This window comes from Sandarakinorhabdus glacialis (assembly GCF_014643455.1).
Classification (GTDB): domain Bacteria; phylum Pseudomonadota; class Alphaproteobacteria; order Sphingomonadales; family Sphingomonadaceae; genus Sandarakinorhabdus; species Sandarakinorhabdus glacialis.
Window position 1 is genome coordinate 57,700 of sequence record NZ_BMJM01000003.1, and the last position, 15,172, is coordinate 72,871.

Annotated in this window: 15 protein-coding genes and 1 other RNA gene; 14 read left to right on the forward strand and 2 right to left on the reverse strand. The window is 66.9% G+C overall.

Going from position 1 to position 15,172, the window contains the following annotated elements; all coding sequences use genetic code 11:
* Positions 1-127: 127 nt before the first annotated feature.
* From lepA to IEW98_RS05185, 4 genes are all read left to right on the forward strand, one after another.
* Positions 128-1,936, forward strand: coding sequence for a translation elongation factor 4 (lepA, locus tag IEW98_RS05170; RefSeq protein ID WP_188761874.1), 1,809 nt, complete (start codon positions 128-130; stop codon positions 1,934-1,936).
* Between the two features lie 147 nt (positions 1,937-2,083).
* Positions 2,084-2,224: a hypothetical protein gene (locus tag IEW98_RS05175; RefSeq protein ID WP_188761875.1), complete on the forward strand. Its 141-nt coding sequence runs from the start codon at positions 2,084-2,086 to the stop codon at positions 2,222-2,224.
* 121 nt (positions 2,225-2,345) lie between these two features.
* The gene (locus IEW98_RS05180) at positions 2,346-3,035 is read left to right on the forward strand and encodes a winged helix-turn-helix domain-containing protein (protein WP_188761876.1); all 690 of its coding nucleotides are present in this window, start codon (positions 2,346-2,348) and stop codon (positions 3,033-3,035) included.
* A 125-nt stretch (positions 3,036-3,160) separates the two neighbouring features.
* Positions 3,161-4,432, forward strand: a complete 1,272-nt coding sequence (locus IEW98_RS05185; protein ID WP_188761877.1) for a sensor histidine kinase — start codon at positions 3,161-3,163, stop codon at positions 4,430-4,432.
* Between the two features lie 9 nt (positions 4,433-4,441).
* On the opposite strand, the gene tyrS is transcribed toward IEW98_RS05185, so the two are convergent.
* A complete protein-coding gene (gene tyrS / locus IEW98_RS05190; RefSeq protein ID WP_188761878.1) occupies positions 4,442-5,644 on the reverse strand; it encodes a tyrosine--tRNA ligase in 1,203 nt (400 codons plus the stop codon).
* 111 nt (positions 5,645-5,755) lie between these two features.
* Between tyrS and IEW98_RS05195 the strand changes: the two genes are divergently transcribed.
* Positions 5,756-6,853, forward strand: coding sequence for an anhydro-N-acetylmuramic acid kinase (locus tag IEW98_RS05195; RefSeq protein WP_188761879.1), 1,098 nt, complete (start codon positions 5,756-5,758; stop codon positions 6,851-6,853).
* Positions 6,854-7,009: 156 nt separating this feature from the next.
* Here the strand turns inward: IEW98_RS05195 and IEW98_RS05200 are convergent, their stop codons facing one another.
* Positions 7,010-7,657: an alpha/beta hydrolase gene (locus IEW98_RS05200; protein WP_188761880.1), complete on the reverse strand. Its 648-nt coding sequence runs from the start codon at positions 7,655-7,657 to the stop codon at positions 7,010-7,012.
* A 61-nt stretch (positions 7,658-7,718) separates the two neighbouring features.
* Here IEW98_RS05200 and IEW98_RS05205 point away from each other — a divergent pair, with 61 nt between their 5' ends.
* The 9 genes from IEW98_RS05205 to IEW98_RS05245 all read left to right on the forward strand — a co-directional run bounded on the left by IEW98_RS05205 (position 7,719) and on the right by IEW98_RS05245 (position 15,137).
* Positions 7,719-8,813 carry a cysteine desulfurase family protein gene (locus IEW98_RS05205; RefSeq protein ID WP_188761881.1) on the forward strand — a complete coding sequence of 365 codons (1,095 nt, stop codon included), beginning with the start codon at positions 7,719-7,721 and terminating at the stop codon, positions 8,811-8,813.
* Positions 8,810-9,940: a cysteine desulfurase family protein gene (locus IEW98_RS05210; RefSeq protein WP_188761882.1), complete on the forward strand. Its 1,131-nt coding sequence runs from the start codon at positions 8,810-8,812 to the stop codon at positions 9,938-9,940. The genes IEW98_RS05205 and IEW98_RS05210 overlap by 4 nt, the downstream gene beginning before the upstream one ends.
* Positions 9,937-10,272 (forward strand): 2Fe-2S iron-sulfur cluster-binding protein, encoded by a 336-nt coding sequence (locus tag IEW98_RS05215; protein ID WP_188761883.1) that lies wholly within the window; start codon positions 9,937-9,939, stop codon positions 10,270-10,272. The genes IEW98_RS05210 and IEW98_RS05215 overlap by 4 nt, the downstream gene beginning before the upstream one ends.
* A gap of 62 nt (positions 10,273-10,334) precedes the next feature.
* Positions 10,335-11,339 (forward strand): L,D-transpeptidase, encoded by a 1,005-nt coding sequence (locus tag IEW98_RS05220; RefSeq protein WP_188761884.1) that lies wholly within the window; start codon positions 10,335-10,337, stop codon positions 11,337-11,339.
* Positions 11,340-11,418: 79 nt separating this feature from the next.
* Positions 11,419-11,967 carry a hypothetical protein gene (locus IEW98_RS05225; RefSeq protein WP_188761885.1) on the forward strand — a complete coding sequence of 183 codons (549 nt, stop codon included), beginning with the start codon at positions 11,419-11,421 and terminating at the stop codon, positions 11,965-11,967.
* Positions 11,964-12,737, forward strand: a complete 774-nt coding sequence (locus IEW98_RS05230) for a hypothetical protein (RefSeq protein ID WP_188761886.1) — start codon at positions 11,964-11,966, stop codon at positions 12,735-12,737. The genes IEW98_RS05225 and IEW98_RS05230 overlap by 4 nt, the downstream gene beginning before the upstream one ends.
* Before the next feature lie 40 nt (positions 12,738-12,777).
* An RNA gene (gene ffs / locus IEW98_RS05235) (signal recognition particle sRNA small type) lies at positions 12,778-12,868 on the forward strand.
* A 195-nt stretch (positions 12,869-13,063) separates the two neighbouring features.
* Positions 13,064-14,827, forward strand: coding sequence for a DNA polymerase III subunit gamma/tau (locus IEW98_RS05240; protein ID WP_188761887.1), 1,764 nt, complete (start codon positions 13,064-13,066; stop codon positions 14,825-14,827).
* Entirely contained in the window at positions 14,811-15,137 is a 327-nt protein-coding gene (locus tag IEW98_RS05245; protein WP_188761888.1) for a YbaB/EbfC family nucleoid-associated protein, read from the forward strand. The genes IEW98_RS05240 and IEW98_RS05245 overlap by 17 nt, the downstream gene beginning before the upstream one ends.
* Positions 15,138-15,172 lie beyond the last annotated feature (35 nt).

Sequence of the window (15,172 nt, forward strand, 5' to 3'; positions counted from 1 at the left end):
CAGCCGCACATATCGCGCAGGCTCGCCCGTGGAAAGCCGCGTCCTGCTTGGGCACGGTAAAGAATGGCTGGTTGCCAACACCCCAACAGGTTGCGTGTGGCGGGCGCGCTGCTACACACGCGGCAACATGACAGCCGACATATCCCTTATCCGCAATTTCTCGATCATCGCGCATATCGATCACGGAAAATCGACGCTCGCCGATCGCCTCATCCAGACCACCGGCGGCCTCACGGCGCGCGAGATGTCCGAGCAGGTGCTCGACAACATGGATATCGAGAAGGAGCGCGGCATCACCATCAAGGCGCAGACGGTGCGCCTCGATTATCCTGCCAAGGACGGCAAGCTATATGTCCTCAACCTGATGGACACCCCTGGCCACGTCGATTTCGCCTATGAGGTATCGCGCTCGCTGGCAGCCTGCGAAGGCGCGCTGCTGGTCGTCGATGCAGCGCAGGGCGTCGAGGCGCAGACGCTCGCCAACGTCTATCAGTCGATCGAGCACGACCATGTCATCGTGCCCGTCATCAACAAGGTCGATCTGCCCGCCGCCGAGCCCGAGCGCGTCAAGCAGCAGATCGAGGACGTCATCGGCATCAGCACCGATCACGCCGTGCTAACTTCGGCCAAGTCGGGCATCGGCATCGAGGATTTGCTCGAAGCCATCGTCACCCAGATTCCGCCGCCCAAGGGCGATGCGACCGCGCCGCTCAAGTGCATGCTCGTCGACAGCTGGTACGACCCGTATCTCGGCGTCGTCATCCTGGTGCGCGTCATCGACGGCGTCCTCAAGAAGGGCCAGCAGATCGCCATGATGGCCGCCGGCACGACCCACTTGGTCGATCGCGTCGGCTGTTTCCGCCCCAAGATCGAGCAGCTCGAAACGCTCGGGCCGGGCGAAATCGGCTTCATCACCGCACAGATCAAGGAAGTTGCGCAGACCAACGTCGGCGACACCATTACCGACGCCAAACGCCCGACCGCCGAGGCGCTGCCGGGCTTCAAGACCGTCCAGCCGGTGGTGTTCTGCGGGCTGTTCCCCGTCGATGCCGCCGATTTCGAGAAATTGCGCGACAGCCTCGGCCGCCTGCGCCTCAACGACGCGAGCTTTTCGTTCGAGACCGAAAGCAGCGCCGCGCTCGGCTTCGGCTTCCGCTGCGGGTTCCTCGGACTTCTGCATCTGGAAATCATCCAGGAGCGCCTGACCCGCGAATATGACCTCGACCTGATCACCACGGCGCCGTCGGTCGTCTACAAGATGCTGCTCCGCGATGGGCGTATTCTCGAGCTTCACAACCCGTCGGACATGCCCGACCCGAGCACCATCGAGCTGATCGAGGAGCCGTGGATCGAAGCCGTCATATTCACCCCCGACGAGTATCTCGGCAGCATCCTCAAGCTGTGCCAGGACCGCCGCGGCATCCAGAAGAACCTGACGTACGTCGGCGGCCGCGCCCAGGTGACCTACGAACTGCCGCTCAACGAGGTCGTCTTCGATTTCTACGACCGGCTGAAATCGATCTCACGCGGCTATGCGTCGTTCGATTACCACCAGATCGGCCACCGCGAGGGCGACCTCGTCAAGATGTCGATCATGGTCAACGCCGAGCCCGTCGACGCGCTCAGCATGATCGTCCACCGCGGCGCCGCCGAATCGCGTGGCCGCCACATGTGCGAACGCATGAAGGACCTTATCCCCCGCCATCTGTTCAAGATCCCCATCCAGGCGGCGATCGGCGGCAAAGTCATCGCGCGCGAAACCATCGCCGCGATGCGCAAGGACGTGACGGCGAAATGCTATGGCGGCGACGCCAGCCGCAAGCGCAAGCTCCTCGACAAGCAGAAAGAAGGCAAGAAGCGCATGCGCCAGTACGGCAATGTCGACATCCCGCAGGAAGCCTTTATCGCGGCGCTCCGCATGGGCGACGAGAGCTAGTTTTCGGCCTGCCGGGCGTCTTGCCAATTCTTCACGCGCCGGCCACGCAGCGGACATTCCACAAGGCTCAAAACGACGGCGTCGGAACGGACATTCGTTCCCGACAACGGAGTGCAAGTCCCCATGCTTACCCAGTCCCGTGTCAAGATGCTGCTTCCTGCCCTGGCCCTGCTGGCGATCGCCGGCACGACCGCCGCCACTGCCGCCACGCCGGCAAGGCCCGACAAGGCCACGTCGCACGTTGCCAAGCCGGCCAAGGTCACCAAGACGGTCAAGGCGACCAAATAACCAGCTCTGACCCAGCGGAATGGCCGCGGTGCACCAGCGCCGCGGCCATGACGCGTTTGTCATGCCACAATCGCCGTGCGGGCAGGTATTGCTGCCGCGGTATCTGAGGTAAAGTATCGATATGGCCAAGATCCTTTGTATCGAAGACGATCCCACCACTGCCGATTATATCGCCAAGGGGCTGGGTGAAGCCGGCTTCACCGTCGACATCGCCGCCGATGGACGCGACGGGCTGTTCCAGGCCAGCGACGGCAGCTACGACGCGATCGTGCTCGACCGGATGCTGCCCGGCATGGACGGGCTTGCGGTGCTATCGGCGCTCAGGGCCGCCGGCGTCGTCACCCCGGTCGTCATGCTGTCCGCCCTCGCCAGCCTCGACGAGCGCGTGCGCGGGCTGCGCGCCGGCTCCGACGATTACCTCGGCAAGCCCTTCGCCCTCGCCGAACTGCTGGCGCGCATCGAGGCGGTCCGCCGCCGCTCGCAGGCCGCCGCCGGCGGTGATGCGCCGGTCACGCGCCTCGCCCACGGCGATCTCGAGGTCGATCTCCTGTCCCGCCGCGTCACCCGCGCCGGCCGCCGTATCGAGATCCAGCCGCGTGAATTCCGCCTGCTCGAATTCCTGCTCCGCCACGCGGGCCAGGTCGTCACCCGCACCATGTTGCTCGAGGGCGTCTGGGATTACCACTTCGACCCCGGCACCAACGTCATCGACGTCCATGTCAGCCGGCTGCGCAAGAAACTCGACGATGGCGGCGCGGCATCGCTGCTCCACACCGTGCGCGGCGCCGGCTATCGGCTCGGCGAGGCCTGACGATCGCTATCGGGCCCGGCACCGATTTCTGGCGCTGGCCGCGGACGACGACGTCGCGCATCGCGGGGATCGTCTTTCTCGCCATCCTGCTGAGCAGCGGTATCATCCTGGGCTTCATCGCCAAGGTGACGCAGAACCAGCTCGACGCCGACGCCCGCAGCTTGCTGGTCGCCGAACGCGAGACGATCGTCGAGGTTTTCAATCGCGAAGGTGTTGCCGGCGCAGCGGCGCTGATCGAGGCCGAACTGCGCATTCCCGGCCCGCTGGCGACGCTGATCACCGGGCCATCGAGAGCACCCGGTGGCCAGGCCAGCAAGCCGATTGCCGGCGACCTGCCAGGCTGGCCGGCGGGCCTTGCCACCGACGACGGCTTTCACCGGCTCGAACTGCTCCGCGTCGGCCGCACCACTGCCGAACCCTTCCTTGTCACGACCAAGCAGCTGTCCGGCGGCTATCGCCTGCTCGTCGGTCGCAGCCTGGAGGAACAACAGCGTCTGACGGCAACCCTGACGACATCGCTGGTCGCCGCAATCGGCATCGCGCTGGCGCTGGCTTTGGCGATCAGCTTCCTGCTCACCCGCACCATCGGCAGCCGCGTCCAGGAGATCGCCGATGTCGCCGGCGCCGTCTCGGGCGGCGATCTCAGCCGCCGCGTCGACTTGCCGGCGCTTGGCCGCGGCGATGCCTTCTACAGCCTCGGCATCGCGCTTAACGCCATGCTGGCGCGCATCGAGGCGCTGCTCGACGAACTGCGCTCGATCACCGACGGACTGGCCCATGATCTGCGCTCGCCGCTGACCCGCATGAAGGCCCGCATCGACCGGCTGGCGATATCGGGCGGTGACGATGCCGCGATTGCTGCAATCGGCGTCGAGGCTGACGCGCTGCTCGCCATGCTCGACATCAGCCTCGAAATCAGCCGCCTCGAAGCCGGCATCGGCCGCGACGGCTTCCGCCGCATCGACCTCGCCGAACTCATCAACGACATGGCCGAAATGTACGGGCCCCTGGCCGAGGACAATGGCGTCGCGCTGACGGCGCGATCGGACGGCCCGGTCGAGATCATGGCCAACCGCCAGCTGCTCCTCCGGGCGCTCGCCAACCTGGTCGACAACGCACTGCGCCATGCGCCGGGCGGCGGCGAGATCATGCTCGAGGCCGCGGCGAGCAGCGACGGCGCGCGGCTCAGCGTCGCCGATCGCGGACCCGGCATCGCCGACGCCATGCGCCCCGAGGCGCTGCGCCGCTTCGGCCGGCTCGACGCCGCCCGCTCGAAAAGCGGCGCCGGGCTCGGACTGTCGCTTGCGGCGGCAATCGCGCGGCTGCACGGCGGCACGCTGACGCTCACCGGCAACAACCCGGGGTTGCGCGTCGAGATCGCTATTCCCGCGAATTAAACGACCCGGTCAGCCCGACACCAGCACCCCATGGCGCTTCTTCCCCGCCGAAATCCGGGCTCCCGGCCTCGCCATCGCAGCCTCATCGGCAATGGCTTCGCCGTCGATACGCGCGCCGCCGCCGGCCACCAGCCGCCGCGCCTCGCCCTTCGACGCCGCAAACCCCAGCCCGACCAGAGCATCGAGGATCGTCACCGGCCCCACCACCGCAAAGCTCGGCAAATCATCCCCTGCCCCGCCGGCAAAGGTCGCCGCCGCTGTCGCCGCCGCAGCGTCCGCCGCCTCGCGCCCTCGGCACAGCGCCGTCGCCTCGGTCGCCAGCACCGCCTTGGCATGGTTGATATCGGCGCTTGTCAAGGTTTCGATCTCGCCCAGCGGCAAGTCGGTGAACAGCCGCATGAACCGCGCCACATCGGCATCGTGGGTATTCCGCCAGAACTGCCAGTAATCGAACCCCGGCAGCGAATCCTCGTGCAACCACACCGCACCGGCAGCGGTCTTGCCCATCTTGGCGCCATCGGCGCGGGTGATCAGCGGTGTCGTCAGCCCGAACGCGTCACGCGCATCGGCGCGCCGGATCAGGTCGGTGCCGTTGACGATATTGCCCCATTGGTCCGACCCACCCATCTGCAGCACGCAGCCGAACCGGCGATTTAACTCGAGATAATCATAGGCCTGCATGATCATGTAGTTGAACTCGAGGAACGACAGCGACTGGTCGCGGTCCATCCGCAGCTTGACCGAATCGAAGCTGAGCATTCGGTTGACCGAGAAATGCCGACCGATATTGCGCAGGAACGGGATATATTCCAGCTTTGACAGCCAGGCGTCGTTATCGACCATGATGGCATCGCTCGGGCCGTCGCCAAAGGTCAGGAACCGCTCGAAAATCCGCCGGATACTCGCCTTGTTGGCCTCGATCCGCTCGTCGTCGAGCAAGGGCCGGTCATCGCTGCGAAACGACGGATCGCCGACCTTGGTGGTGCCGCCGCCCATCAACACGATCGGCTTGTGGCCGGTTTGCTGGAGATGCCGCAGCATCATGATCGACACGAGATTGCCGATATGCAGGCTCGGCGCGGTGCAGTCATACCCGACATACGCCGTCACGACACCGTCCGCCGCCGCCGCATCGAGCGCCGCCGGATCGGTGATCTGGTGGATAAAACCGCGCGCGTCGAGCGTGCTCAGGAAGGATGAAGCGTAGGTCATGCCGCACCCATACCCAGTCATCCCGTGTCATGCCAGCGCAGGCTGGCATCCCGAACGCGGACCGCACGCCCACAGCATGACAGCCACGATCCGCCGCGCTATCGTCCCCGAATGATCCTCACCACCGCCATCGGCCTCATGTCCGGAACCTCCATGGACGGCATCGACGCCGCCCTGATCGACACCGACGGCGAAGGTCAAATCATACCGCGCGGCTTCGTCTCGCTCCCCTACGACGCCGAATTCGTCCACCGTCTCAAGGCCGCCGCCGCCCACGCTTTGGAACAGCACCGCCCCGGCCCCGATGCTCTCATCGACGCCGTCGCCGCCGAACTGACCGGCCTCCACGCCATCGCCGTCCACCAATTGCTCGCCGAAACAGGCACCGATGCGTCCGACGTCGCCCTCATCGGCTTCCACGGCCACACCGTCGCCCATCGCCCCAACGGCGCCGCCGATCGCCGCTGGACGTGGCAGATCGGCGACGGCCCATTACTCGCCGCCGCGACGCGCATCGCCGTCGTCCACGATTTCCGCTCCGCCGATGTCGCCGCCGGCGGCCAGGGCGCCCCTCTCGCGCCGGGCTACCACCGCGCGCGCTCCGAGGGGCTCGGCCGCCCGCTCGGCGTGCTCAATCTCGGCGGCGTCGGCAACCTCACCTGGTTCAGCGAGGACCAGTGGGGCAGCTTCGACACCGGCCCCGCCAACGCCCTCATCGACGACTGGATCGCCTTCCACAGCGACCGCCGCTACGACGAAGGCGGCGCCATCGCCGCCACCGGCACGGTCTTCGAGGACGTGCTCACCAACATGCTCGACCTGCCCTGGTTCGACCTCGCCCCGCCAAAATCGCTCGACCGCGCCGATTTCACCGGCCAAGCGGCGCGCGGATTGTCCCTCGCCAACGGTGCCGCGACACTGACCGCCTTCACCGCCGAGACCATCCGCCTCGCCCTCGGTCACGTCCCCCCACTCGCCCGCCTGCTGGTGACCGGCGGCGGGCGGCACAATCCGACGTTGATGGCGATGATCGAGGCGCGAACCGGCGTAAAGACCGAACCCGTCGAGGCGATAGGCTGGAACGGCGACGCGCTGGAGGCCGAAGCCTTCGCATGGATGGCCGTCCGCAGCGCCGCCGGCAAAGCCATCAGTTGGCCGGAAACAACGGGCGTCCCCCAAGCAATGACCGGCGGCAGACTAGCTGCCTGACTTCCCTCTCCCCTTGAGGGAGAGGGCGACTCGCACAGCGAGCGGGGAGAGGGGTGTCTCTGTCGACAAAGGCACCACTCTCCCCGGGCCGGCTCCGCCGTCTCTCGCCCTCTCCCTCAGCCGTAGGCGACGCCTTCGCGTCAACGGGAGAGGGTTTCACCGCCCCCCGTTAGCCAGCCGTTTGTCCAGATACCCGTCAACAACCCCCATCAAATCCCCCATCTCATGCTCGAAGAAATGGTTCGCCCCGGGTATGGTCTGATGCTCGATAGTAATATGCCGCTGCGTCTTCAGTTTATCGACCAGTTTCTGCACAGAAACCCCCGACACAACCTCGTCATTCTCGCCATCGACGATGATCCCGCTCGACGGGCACGGCGCCAAAAACGTGAAGTCATACATGTTCGCCGGCGGCGCGATGCTGATGAAGCCCTTGATCTCCGGCCGGCGCATCAGCAACTGCATGCCGATCCACGCGCCGAACGAAAATCCGCCGACCCAGGTCGTGTGCGCCTCGGCGTTGAACTGCTGCATCCAGTCGAGCGCGCTGGCGGCGTCCGACAGTTCGCCGATGCCGTTGTCGAACGTCCCCTGGCTGCGCCCGACGCCGCGGAAATTGAACCTGAGCGTCGCAAAGCCGCGCTTCACGAAACTGTTGTACATCGCGATGACGATCGGGTGGTTCATCGTGCCCTGCGCCGGGTGCGGCTGCAGCAGGATCGCGACCGGCGCGCGAGCGCGAGCGGCGGGCTGATAACGGCCTTCGAGACGACCTTCAGGGCCGGTAAAGATCACTTCGGGCATGACGAATTCCGCGGATAAAGGGCGTGGTGGCAAGATTTGCCTCCTGCCCTATATGAGAGACATGGCCGAAATCGCAACGAAAACCCGAATCTATCTCGATCACGCCGCAACGACACCGGTGCTGCCGGCCGCAATCGCCGCGATGATCGAGGCCGCCGCGGTGATCGGAAACCCGTCGTCCGTTCACGCCGGCGGCCGCGCCGCGAACGCCCTTGTCGAAACCGCCCGCGACGCGATCGCCGCCTGGGCCGGCGTCGCCCCCGATGCCATCGTATTCACCAGTGGCGGCACCGAGGCGCTCGCGCTCGCCCTCCACGGCACCCGCCTGCCCCGCCTGCTGGTGTCCGCCACCGAGCACAGCGCCGTTCTCGCCGCCCGCTCCGACGCCGCGCATATCCCCGTCGACGGCGACGGCCTGATCGACCTCGCAGCCCTCGAATCCGCGCTGTCCCACGGCCCCGCCCTTGTCGCCGTCCAGCACGCCAACAACGAAACCGGCGTCGTCCAACCCAGCGCCATCATCGCCGAAATGGTCGCCGCATCGGGCGGGCTCCTCCTCGTCGACGCCGTCCAGTCCGCCGGCAAGCTCCCGCTCCCCGCTGCCGATTTCGTCGCCGTCTCGGCCCACAAGCTCGGCGGTCCCCCCGGCATCGGCGCGCTCATCGTCCGCAATCCGGCCACCCTCACCGCCGTCCAGAAGGGCGGCGGCCAGGAACGCGGGCTGCGCGGCGGCACCCCCAATTTGCCCGGCATCGCCGGTTTCGCCGCCGCGGTTGCCGCCGCCTCCGACTGGTCCGCCGTCGCCGCTCGCCGAGACACGCTCGAGGCAAGCCTCCACACGCTCCACCCCGGCGTCCGCAGCCACTGCGCCGCCGCGCCCCGCCTGCCCAACTTCGCCAGCATCGGCCTGCCCGGCGTCAAGGCCGGCACCCAGGTCATGGCACTCGATCTCGCCGGCATCATGGTCAGCGCCGGCGCTGCCTGTTCGTCGGGCAAGGTCGCGTCCAGCCATGTCCTCGCCGCCATGGGCCTCGGCGAGGCTGCGGGCGAAGCCATCCGCATCAGCCTCGCGCCATCGACGACCGACGACGATATCATTGCCTTCCTTGCCGCTTGGCACGACATGGCGAACCGGCTGTCACGGAAGGCAGCATGAGCCTGCCCATCTACCTCGATTACGGCGCCACCACCCCGCTCGATCCCGCCGTCGCCGCCGCAATGGAGCCATGGGGCACCGCCGGTTTCGGCAATCCGCACAGCGCGCACATGTGGGGCTACCAGGCCAAGGCCACCGTCGAACTCGCCCGTGACAGCGTCGCTTCGCTTATCGGCGCCGCGCCCGAAACCATCGCCTTCACCAGCGGCGCCACCGAAAGCACCAACTGGGCGCTCAAGGGCCTGCTCACCGCCCCCGGCCAGACCCGCCGCCGCATCGTCACCCTAGCCACCGAGCATAGCTGCGTCCTCGAAACCGCCGCCTATCTCGAATCGCTCGGCGCCATCGCCACGATCCTCCCCGTCCGCGCCGACGGCCGGCTCGATATCGGCGACCTCGAACGCGCGCTGGGCGAAGACGTCGCCGTCGTCTCGGCAATGCTCGTCAACAACGAGATCGGCGTCATCCAGCCGATCTCCGAAATCGCCCGCGCCGCCCATGCCGTCGGCGCCGTCATGCACTGCGACGCGGCGCAGGGTTTCGGCAAGGTCCCGATCGACGTAGACGCCATGGGCATCGACCTGCTCGGCCTCACGGCACACAAGATCTACGGCCCAAAGGGCGTCGGCGCGCTTTATCGGCGGCCGTTCACGATGCTCACCCCCCTTCTCCACGGCGGCGGCCAGGAGGACGGCCGTTCGGGCACCCTGCCAACCGCGCTCATCGCCGGCCTCGGTGCCGCAGCGCGCATCGCCGGCGAAAGAATGGCTGCCGACCATGCGCACGCGCTGATGGTGCGCAACCGCCTGCTTGCCGACCTCACCGTGCCGTACATCGTCAATGGCAACCTCGATGCGCGCTGGCCGGGCAATCTCAACCTCAGCTTCCCGGCAACGACGATCCCTCTGCTCGCCCACCTCCCCGGCCTCGCCATGTCGTCGGGCTCGGCGTGTTCGGCGGTCACCGGCCGCCCCAGCCATGTCCTCACCGCGCTCGGCCTGTCGGACGCGCGCGCCAAGGCTTCGCTGCGGATCGGATTCGGCCGCTTCACAACCGCCGCGGAAGTCGATACCGCAGCGCAGCAAATCAGCGCCGCGGTCGAGCGGCTAGCCAGCGAGGCCGCATGACGCAGATCCGGTTCCTGTCCTCCGACGCCGCCCGCGAGCTGATCGTCGAGGCGCCCGCCGGCATCCGGTTGCTCGAACTTGCCCAGGCCCATGGCCAGCCCCTCGAAGGCACCTGCGAAGGCGCCATGGCGTGCTCGACCTGCCATGTCCTCATCTCCGGCGCCGATGCGGCGCGCCTGCCGCCGCCGTCGGACGAGGAGGAGGACATGCTCGATTTCGCCGTCGGTGCCAGCCGCGCCTCGCGCCTTTCCTGCCAGATCGTCCTGACGGCCGATATCGGCCAGCTCGATGTCCGCATGCCGCCAGGCAGCGTCGACATGAGCCGCCGCTAAACCGCTTGCGAATGCAGCGGCGCGGGACTAGCGCGAAGGCTCGTTGCAGGACAAAAACGACTATGCGCCGCAGTTTGCTTTTGGCCTTCGCTTCTCTGGCACTTGCCGCGCCATTGCTGGCACCACCCCTGCTAGCGCAGGGCGCCAAAACCTCCTCGCCTTTCGGCACCAGCGTGCTGGCGCTGAAGCCCGGCCAATGGATCTGGGATGCCAGCGTCGCCCCGCAAGGCCCGATCATGGTGGTCATCAATTTGAAGACCCAGCGCGCCTATGTCTATCGCAACGGCATCCGCATCGGCGCCACCACCGTGTCGTCGGGCAAGCCAGGCAAAAAGACCCCGACCGGCATTTTCCAGATCCTGCAGAAGAACAAGGACCACAAGTCCAACCTCTATAACAGCGCGCCGATGCCTTATATGCAGCGGCTGACCTGGGACGGCATTGCCCTCCACGCCGGCAATCTGCCGGGTTATCCGGCCAGCCATGGCTGCATCCGCATGCCGAAGGAGTTTTCGAAACACCTGTTCGAAGTCAGCAACATGGGCATGACGGTCGTCGTCCATGACGAGGCCGCCGAGCCGCAAACGGTCGCCGATACGGCGATGCTGGCACCGGTTACGCTGCAAGGCACCCCCGATGCCGGTACCAGTTCGCTGTCATCCGACGAAGTCTCACGCTGGACTCCCGAGGCATCGCCGACCGGCCCGGTCACCATCGTGCTCAGCACCGGTTCCAAGCGCATCGTTGTCTATCGCAACGGCATCGAGATCGGCCGCAGCCGCATCGGTGTCGCCGCCGGCTTCGACATCGGCACCCGCGCCGCACAATTCGCCGGGCGGGATGCCGCCGGCAATGCCCAATGGATTTATCTGGCCTTGCCCGGCTACTCCGAGCGCAAGGGACAGAACGTCGAGCAGGACGCCATCAACCAGGTCAAGATCCCGCCGCAGTTCTACGCCCAGGTGCGCAGCGTCATCGGCGAGGGCACGACATTGCTGGCAACAGACGGCGGCATCACCGGCGGCACGTCGGGCAAGGAACTGACGGTCATGGCAAGCGACAAATAACCAAATTGTTTCGGGTCCGCTTGCCCGGCGCAATACAACTGCTATCTATCGGGAATGAATTGCCGGGGGGCCAATCGAAATGTCGCTATTACTGTCACTGCTGTTGGCGTCGGCTGTTCCGGTAACGCCTGCCAACTACGCGTCGCCGGCTATGGCCGAAAAACCCGATGACATTGCCGCCGATTCGATGCGCGATCTCAAGGACAGCCGATATTACAACAAGGCCGGCGCCACCCGCGCAGATTACGACCATGACTGGCAGGAATGCCGGCTCATCGCGCGCGGCTCGAAAACGCCCGGCGGGAGCAGCGTCGTCGTCTACAATCCCGCTATCATCTCGCCCGCAGCGGCGGCCGGTGGCGGCATCATCGGCGCCATGATCGGCCAGGCCATCGTCGAAGGCCAGGTGCGCCGCGCCAATCGTCGCTCGTGCCTGATGTTCAGGGGCTGGCGCCTGGTCGAAGTCAGTGACGCCGACGAAAGCCGCTTTGCATTGATGCCTGAAACGGAGCGCGAGGCCCTGTTCATCACCGCGCTCGGCGTCGCCGAACCGGTTGGCAAGTCCGTCACGACCTGGACCAATGTCTTCGCCGAAATGCCCGTGCTGGCAGCGAAGGAGGCCAAATGATGCGCGATATGCTCCGTGCCGCTGCCATTGCCGCGGCCTTGTCGGCGACTGTCCCGGCTGCCGCCCAGCTCAGCGTCAACAAGCGAGCCGATCTCGCGGCGCCCGTCGTCCTCGGTCCGAACCAGGGCGCAATCGTCGTCGGTTTCCGCCGGCCCGACGATTGGAGCGCCGGCAAATCGGGGACGATCGCCTTTGCGCGCTATGACGTCGAAAAACGCGACATGATCGCCCGCCCCGACAATGCGAAAAAGCTGGGCGACACCAATACCTACTGGGTTTCGGTCACCAGCGGCGATCGCAAGCTGGTGCTCGACCATGTCGTGATGCTGGTCTCGCCCGGCGATTATGTGTTGTACGGCGCCACTCCCGGCCCGGGCGGCATGGTCGCCAACAGCTTCTGCTTTTCGGCGCCGACGATCCGCGTCGCACCAGGCGAGATCGTCTATTTCGGCGATGTCACGCCCTACCTCGCGGCGCGCGTTGCCGGGGGCGGCCTGCACAACGGCATGGCCTATAGCGCCCACCCGGAAGACGCCCGCGCCGCCTTGGCAAACCAGCCCGCGCTTGCCGCAGCCTTCAAGTCCGGAGACGTCCGAAACGGCGCCAGCTACACCTGCTCGGGCCAGGCCATGATGGCGTATATCGTCCCCGGCAAGCCGTCGCTGCCCGATCTCGCACCCGATCAAAAGCTCGGCAACTCACCCACCACGCCGCCGCGTGAAGCTGGCCCGCGTCCAACGGTTCCGATCCTGATTCCCACCGGCAACTGAGCGGGCCTTGCTCCCGGGCGCACAATCCCCCATATGCCCCGCGGGAGTCGGGCGGGCAGCGCCTTCGCCAACCCGGTCAGGTCCGGAAGGAAGCAGCCGCAACGAATTCGCGCTGGGTCGTTCCCGGCTCCCACCGCGCAGCGCCGCGAGCGCACAGCGCAAGTGCGCTGAGCGCCGACAGGCGCAAGCGCGGCCGGCGAGGCAGCGCAGCCTTCCTGCGCTGAACTCGTCCGACGTCAGCATGGGCTTTGCCCATGCCCCTTGCTTCCTGACGCGATGTAACTAATCCCCTCGCCGCAGCCCCCCCAACCGGCTAGACCCCCTTCATGTCCGACGACGAAGACTCCGCCTTCCCCGGCCTCGACCTGCCCGACACCCCGCCCCCCGCGGCCGCCCCCGCCTATCGTGTCCTCGCCCGCAAATATCGCCCCGGCAGTTTCGAAACCCTGCTCGGCCAGGACGCCATGGTCCGCACGCTCGGCAACGCCATCGCCCGCGACCGGCTGGCGCAGGCCTGGCTGCTGACCGGCGTCCGCGGCGTCGGCAAGACCTCGACGGCGCGCATCATCGCCAAGGCGCTCAACTGCATCGGCGCCGATGGCAACGGCGGCGCGACGATCAGCCCATGCGGTGTGTGCGAGCCGTGCATCGCCATCGCCGCCGGCCGCCACATCGACGTCATCGAGATGGACGCCGCGTCGAACACCGGCATCGACAGCATCCGCGAGATCATCGAATCGGTGCGCTATGCGACCGTCTCGGCGCGCTTCAAGATCTACATCATCGATGAAGTCCATATGCTGTCGAAGGCCGCCTTCAACGGCCTTTTGAAAACGCTCGAGGAACCGCCGCCCCACGTCAAATTCATCTTCGCCACCACCGAAGTCGAAAAAGTCCCGGTCACGGTCCTCTCGCGCTGCCAGCGTTTCGACCTGCGCCGCGTCCCCGCAGAAACGCTCGTCGCGCACTTCGCCTCGATCGTCACCGCCGAGGGCGCCAGCGCCGAACCCGAGGCGCTCGCCCTCATCGCCCGCGCCGCCGAAGGCTCGGTCCGCGACGGCCTGTCGGTCCTCGACCAGGCCATCGCGCATTCGGGCGGCACCGTCACCGCCGCCGCCATCCGCGACATGCTCGGCCTCGCCGATCGCGGCGCCGTCCGCCGGTTGTTCGGCCATGTCCTCGCCGGCGATGCCCCCGCCGCGCTCGCCGCCATCGCCGAGCAATACGACCTCGGCCTCGACCCCGAGATGCTGCTGCGCGAGCTGCTGCAACTTGTCCACGCCCTCACCCGCACGCGCCTGGCGCCGGTCGAAGACCCCGCGCTCAGCGTCGAGGAACGCGCGCAGCTAGCGGACTGGGCGCAAAAACTGCCGTTCACCGCGCTCCACCGGCTCTGGCAATTGCTCCTCAAGGGCCTCGCCGAAGTCCAGTCCGCCCCCGTGCCGCTGCAAGCCGCCGAAATGGCGCTGCTCCGCATCATCCACGCCGCCGACCTGCCCGACCCCAGCGAACTCGTCCGCCGCATCACCGAAGGCGGCGAGATGCCAGCCGCACGCGCCGTGCTGCCTCCTGCTTCTCCCCTCCCTTCTTCAGCCGCAGGCGACGCCTTCGCGTCAACGGAGGGGTCGGGGGTGGGTGAGTCTGCGGCCCAGGCCCCCCCTCCGCCAACAAAAGCCCCGCCACCGCCGCCCGAAACCACCCCCCTCCCCGACCACTACCCCGCCCTCGTCGCCCTCTTCCGCGAAAAAACCGAACCCCGCCTCGCCCACATTCTCAGCGAGGAACTCCGCCTCGTCGAATGGGCCCCCCCGACGATCATCATCGCCCATGACCAGCGCCACTCGCGCGACCAGCTCGCCGTCATCGCCCGCCGTCTCGCCGACTGGATCGGCGATGCTTGGGAGCTACGCTTCGTCACCGAGGGCGGCGGCGCCACTGTCCGCGAAACCGAAGTCGCCGCCGACGCTGCGCGCCTTGCCGCGGCGCGCAGCGACCCCGTCGTTGCCGCGTTGATGCACAGTTTCCCCGATGCCGAACTCACCGGCGTCGAGCCACTTCCCGAAAGGATTCCCCATGCCCAGTCTCGATGAACTGATGAAGGCCGCGCAGAACGTCCAGGAACAGATGCAGGCGGCACAGGCCAAGCTCGACACGATCGAAGTCGAAGGTGCCAGCGGCGGCGGCCTCGTCAAGGTCCGGGCCAGCGCCCGCGGCCGCATCCTCGGCATCGTCATCGACCCATCGCTGCTGACGACAGACTCGAAGGAAATGCTCGAAGACCTTGTTGTTGCAGCCTTCAATGACGCGAAGTCCAAGGCCGACCAGGCCGGCAGCGCTGAAATGAACAAGCTGACCGCCGGCATGCCGCTGCCCCCTGGCTTCAAGCTGCCGAACCTATAACCCGCAGCCATTCGTCATGCTGAACCACGGTCAGC

Coding starts and splice junctions, on each gene's coding strand:
- lepA (WP_188761874.1), top strand. CDS start 128: ATGACAGCCGACATATCCCTTATCCGCAATTTCTCGATCATCGCGCAT.
- IEW98_RS05210 (WP_188761882.1), top strand. CDS start 8,810: ATGAGCCTGCCCATCTACCTCGATTACGGCGCCACCACCCCGCTCGAT.
- IEW98_RS05205 (WP_188761881.1), top strand. CDS start 7,719: ATGGCCGAAATCGCAACGAAAACCCGAATCTATCTCGATCACGCCGCA.
- IEW98_RS05175 (WP_188761875.1), top strand. CDS start 2,084: ATGCTGCTTCCTGCCCTGGCCCTGCTGGCGATCGCCGGCACGACCGCC.
- tyrS (WP_188761878.1), bottom strand. CDS start 5,644: ATGACCTACGCTTCATCCTTCCTGAGCACGCTCGACGCGCGCGGTTTT.
- IEW98_RS05225 (WP_188761885.1), top strand. CDS start 11,419: ATGTCGCTATTACTGTCACTGCTGTTGGCGTCGGCTGTTCCGGTAACG.
- IEW98_RS05240 (WP_188761887.1), top strand. CDS start 13,064: ATGTCCGACGACGAAGACTCCGCCTTCCCCGGCCTCGACCTGCCCGAC.
- IEW98_RS05200 (WP_188761880.1), bottom strand. CDS start 7,657: ATGCCCGAAGTGATCTTTACCGGCCCTGAAGGTCGTCTCGAAGGCCGT.
- IEW98_RS05195 (WP_188761879.1), top strand. CDS start 5,756: ATGATCCTCACCACCGCCATCGGCCTCATGTCCGGAACCTCCATGGAC.
- IEW98_RS05220 (WP_188761884.1), top strand. CDS start 10,335: ATGCGCCGCAGTTTGCTTTTGGCCTTCGCTTCTCTGGCACTTGCCGCG.
- IEW98_RS05245 (WP_188761888.1), top strand. CDS start 14,811: ATGCCCAGTCTCGATGAACTGATGAAGGCCGCGCAGAACGTCCAGGAA.
- IEW98_RS05230 (WP_188761886.1), top strand. CDS start 11,964: ATGATGCGCGATATGCTCCGTGCCGCTGCCATTGCCGCGGCCTTGTCG.
- IEW98_RS05215 (WP_188761883.1), top strand. CDS start 9,937: ATGACGCAGATCCGGTTCCTGTCCTCCGACGCCGCCCGCGAGCTGATC.
- IEW98_RS05180 (WP_188761876.1), top strand. CDS start 2,346: ATGGCCAAGATCCTTTGTATCGAAGACGATCCCACCACTGCCGATTAT.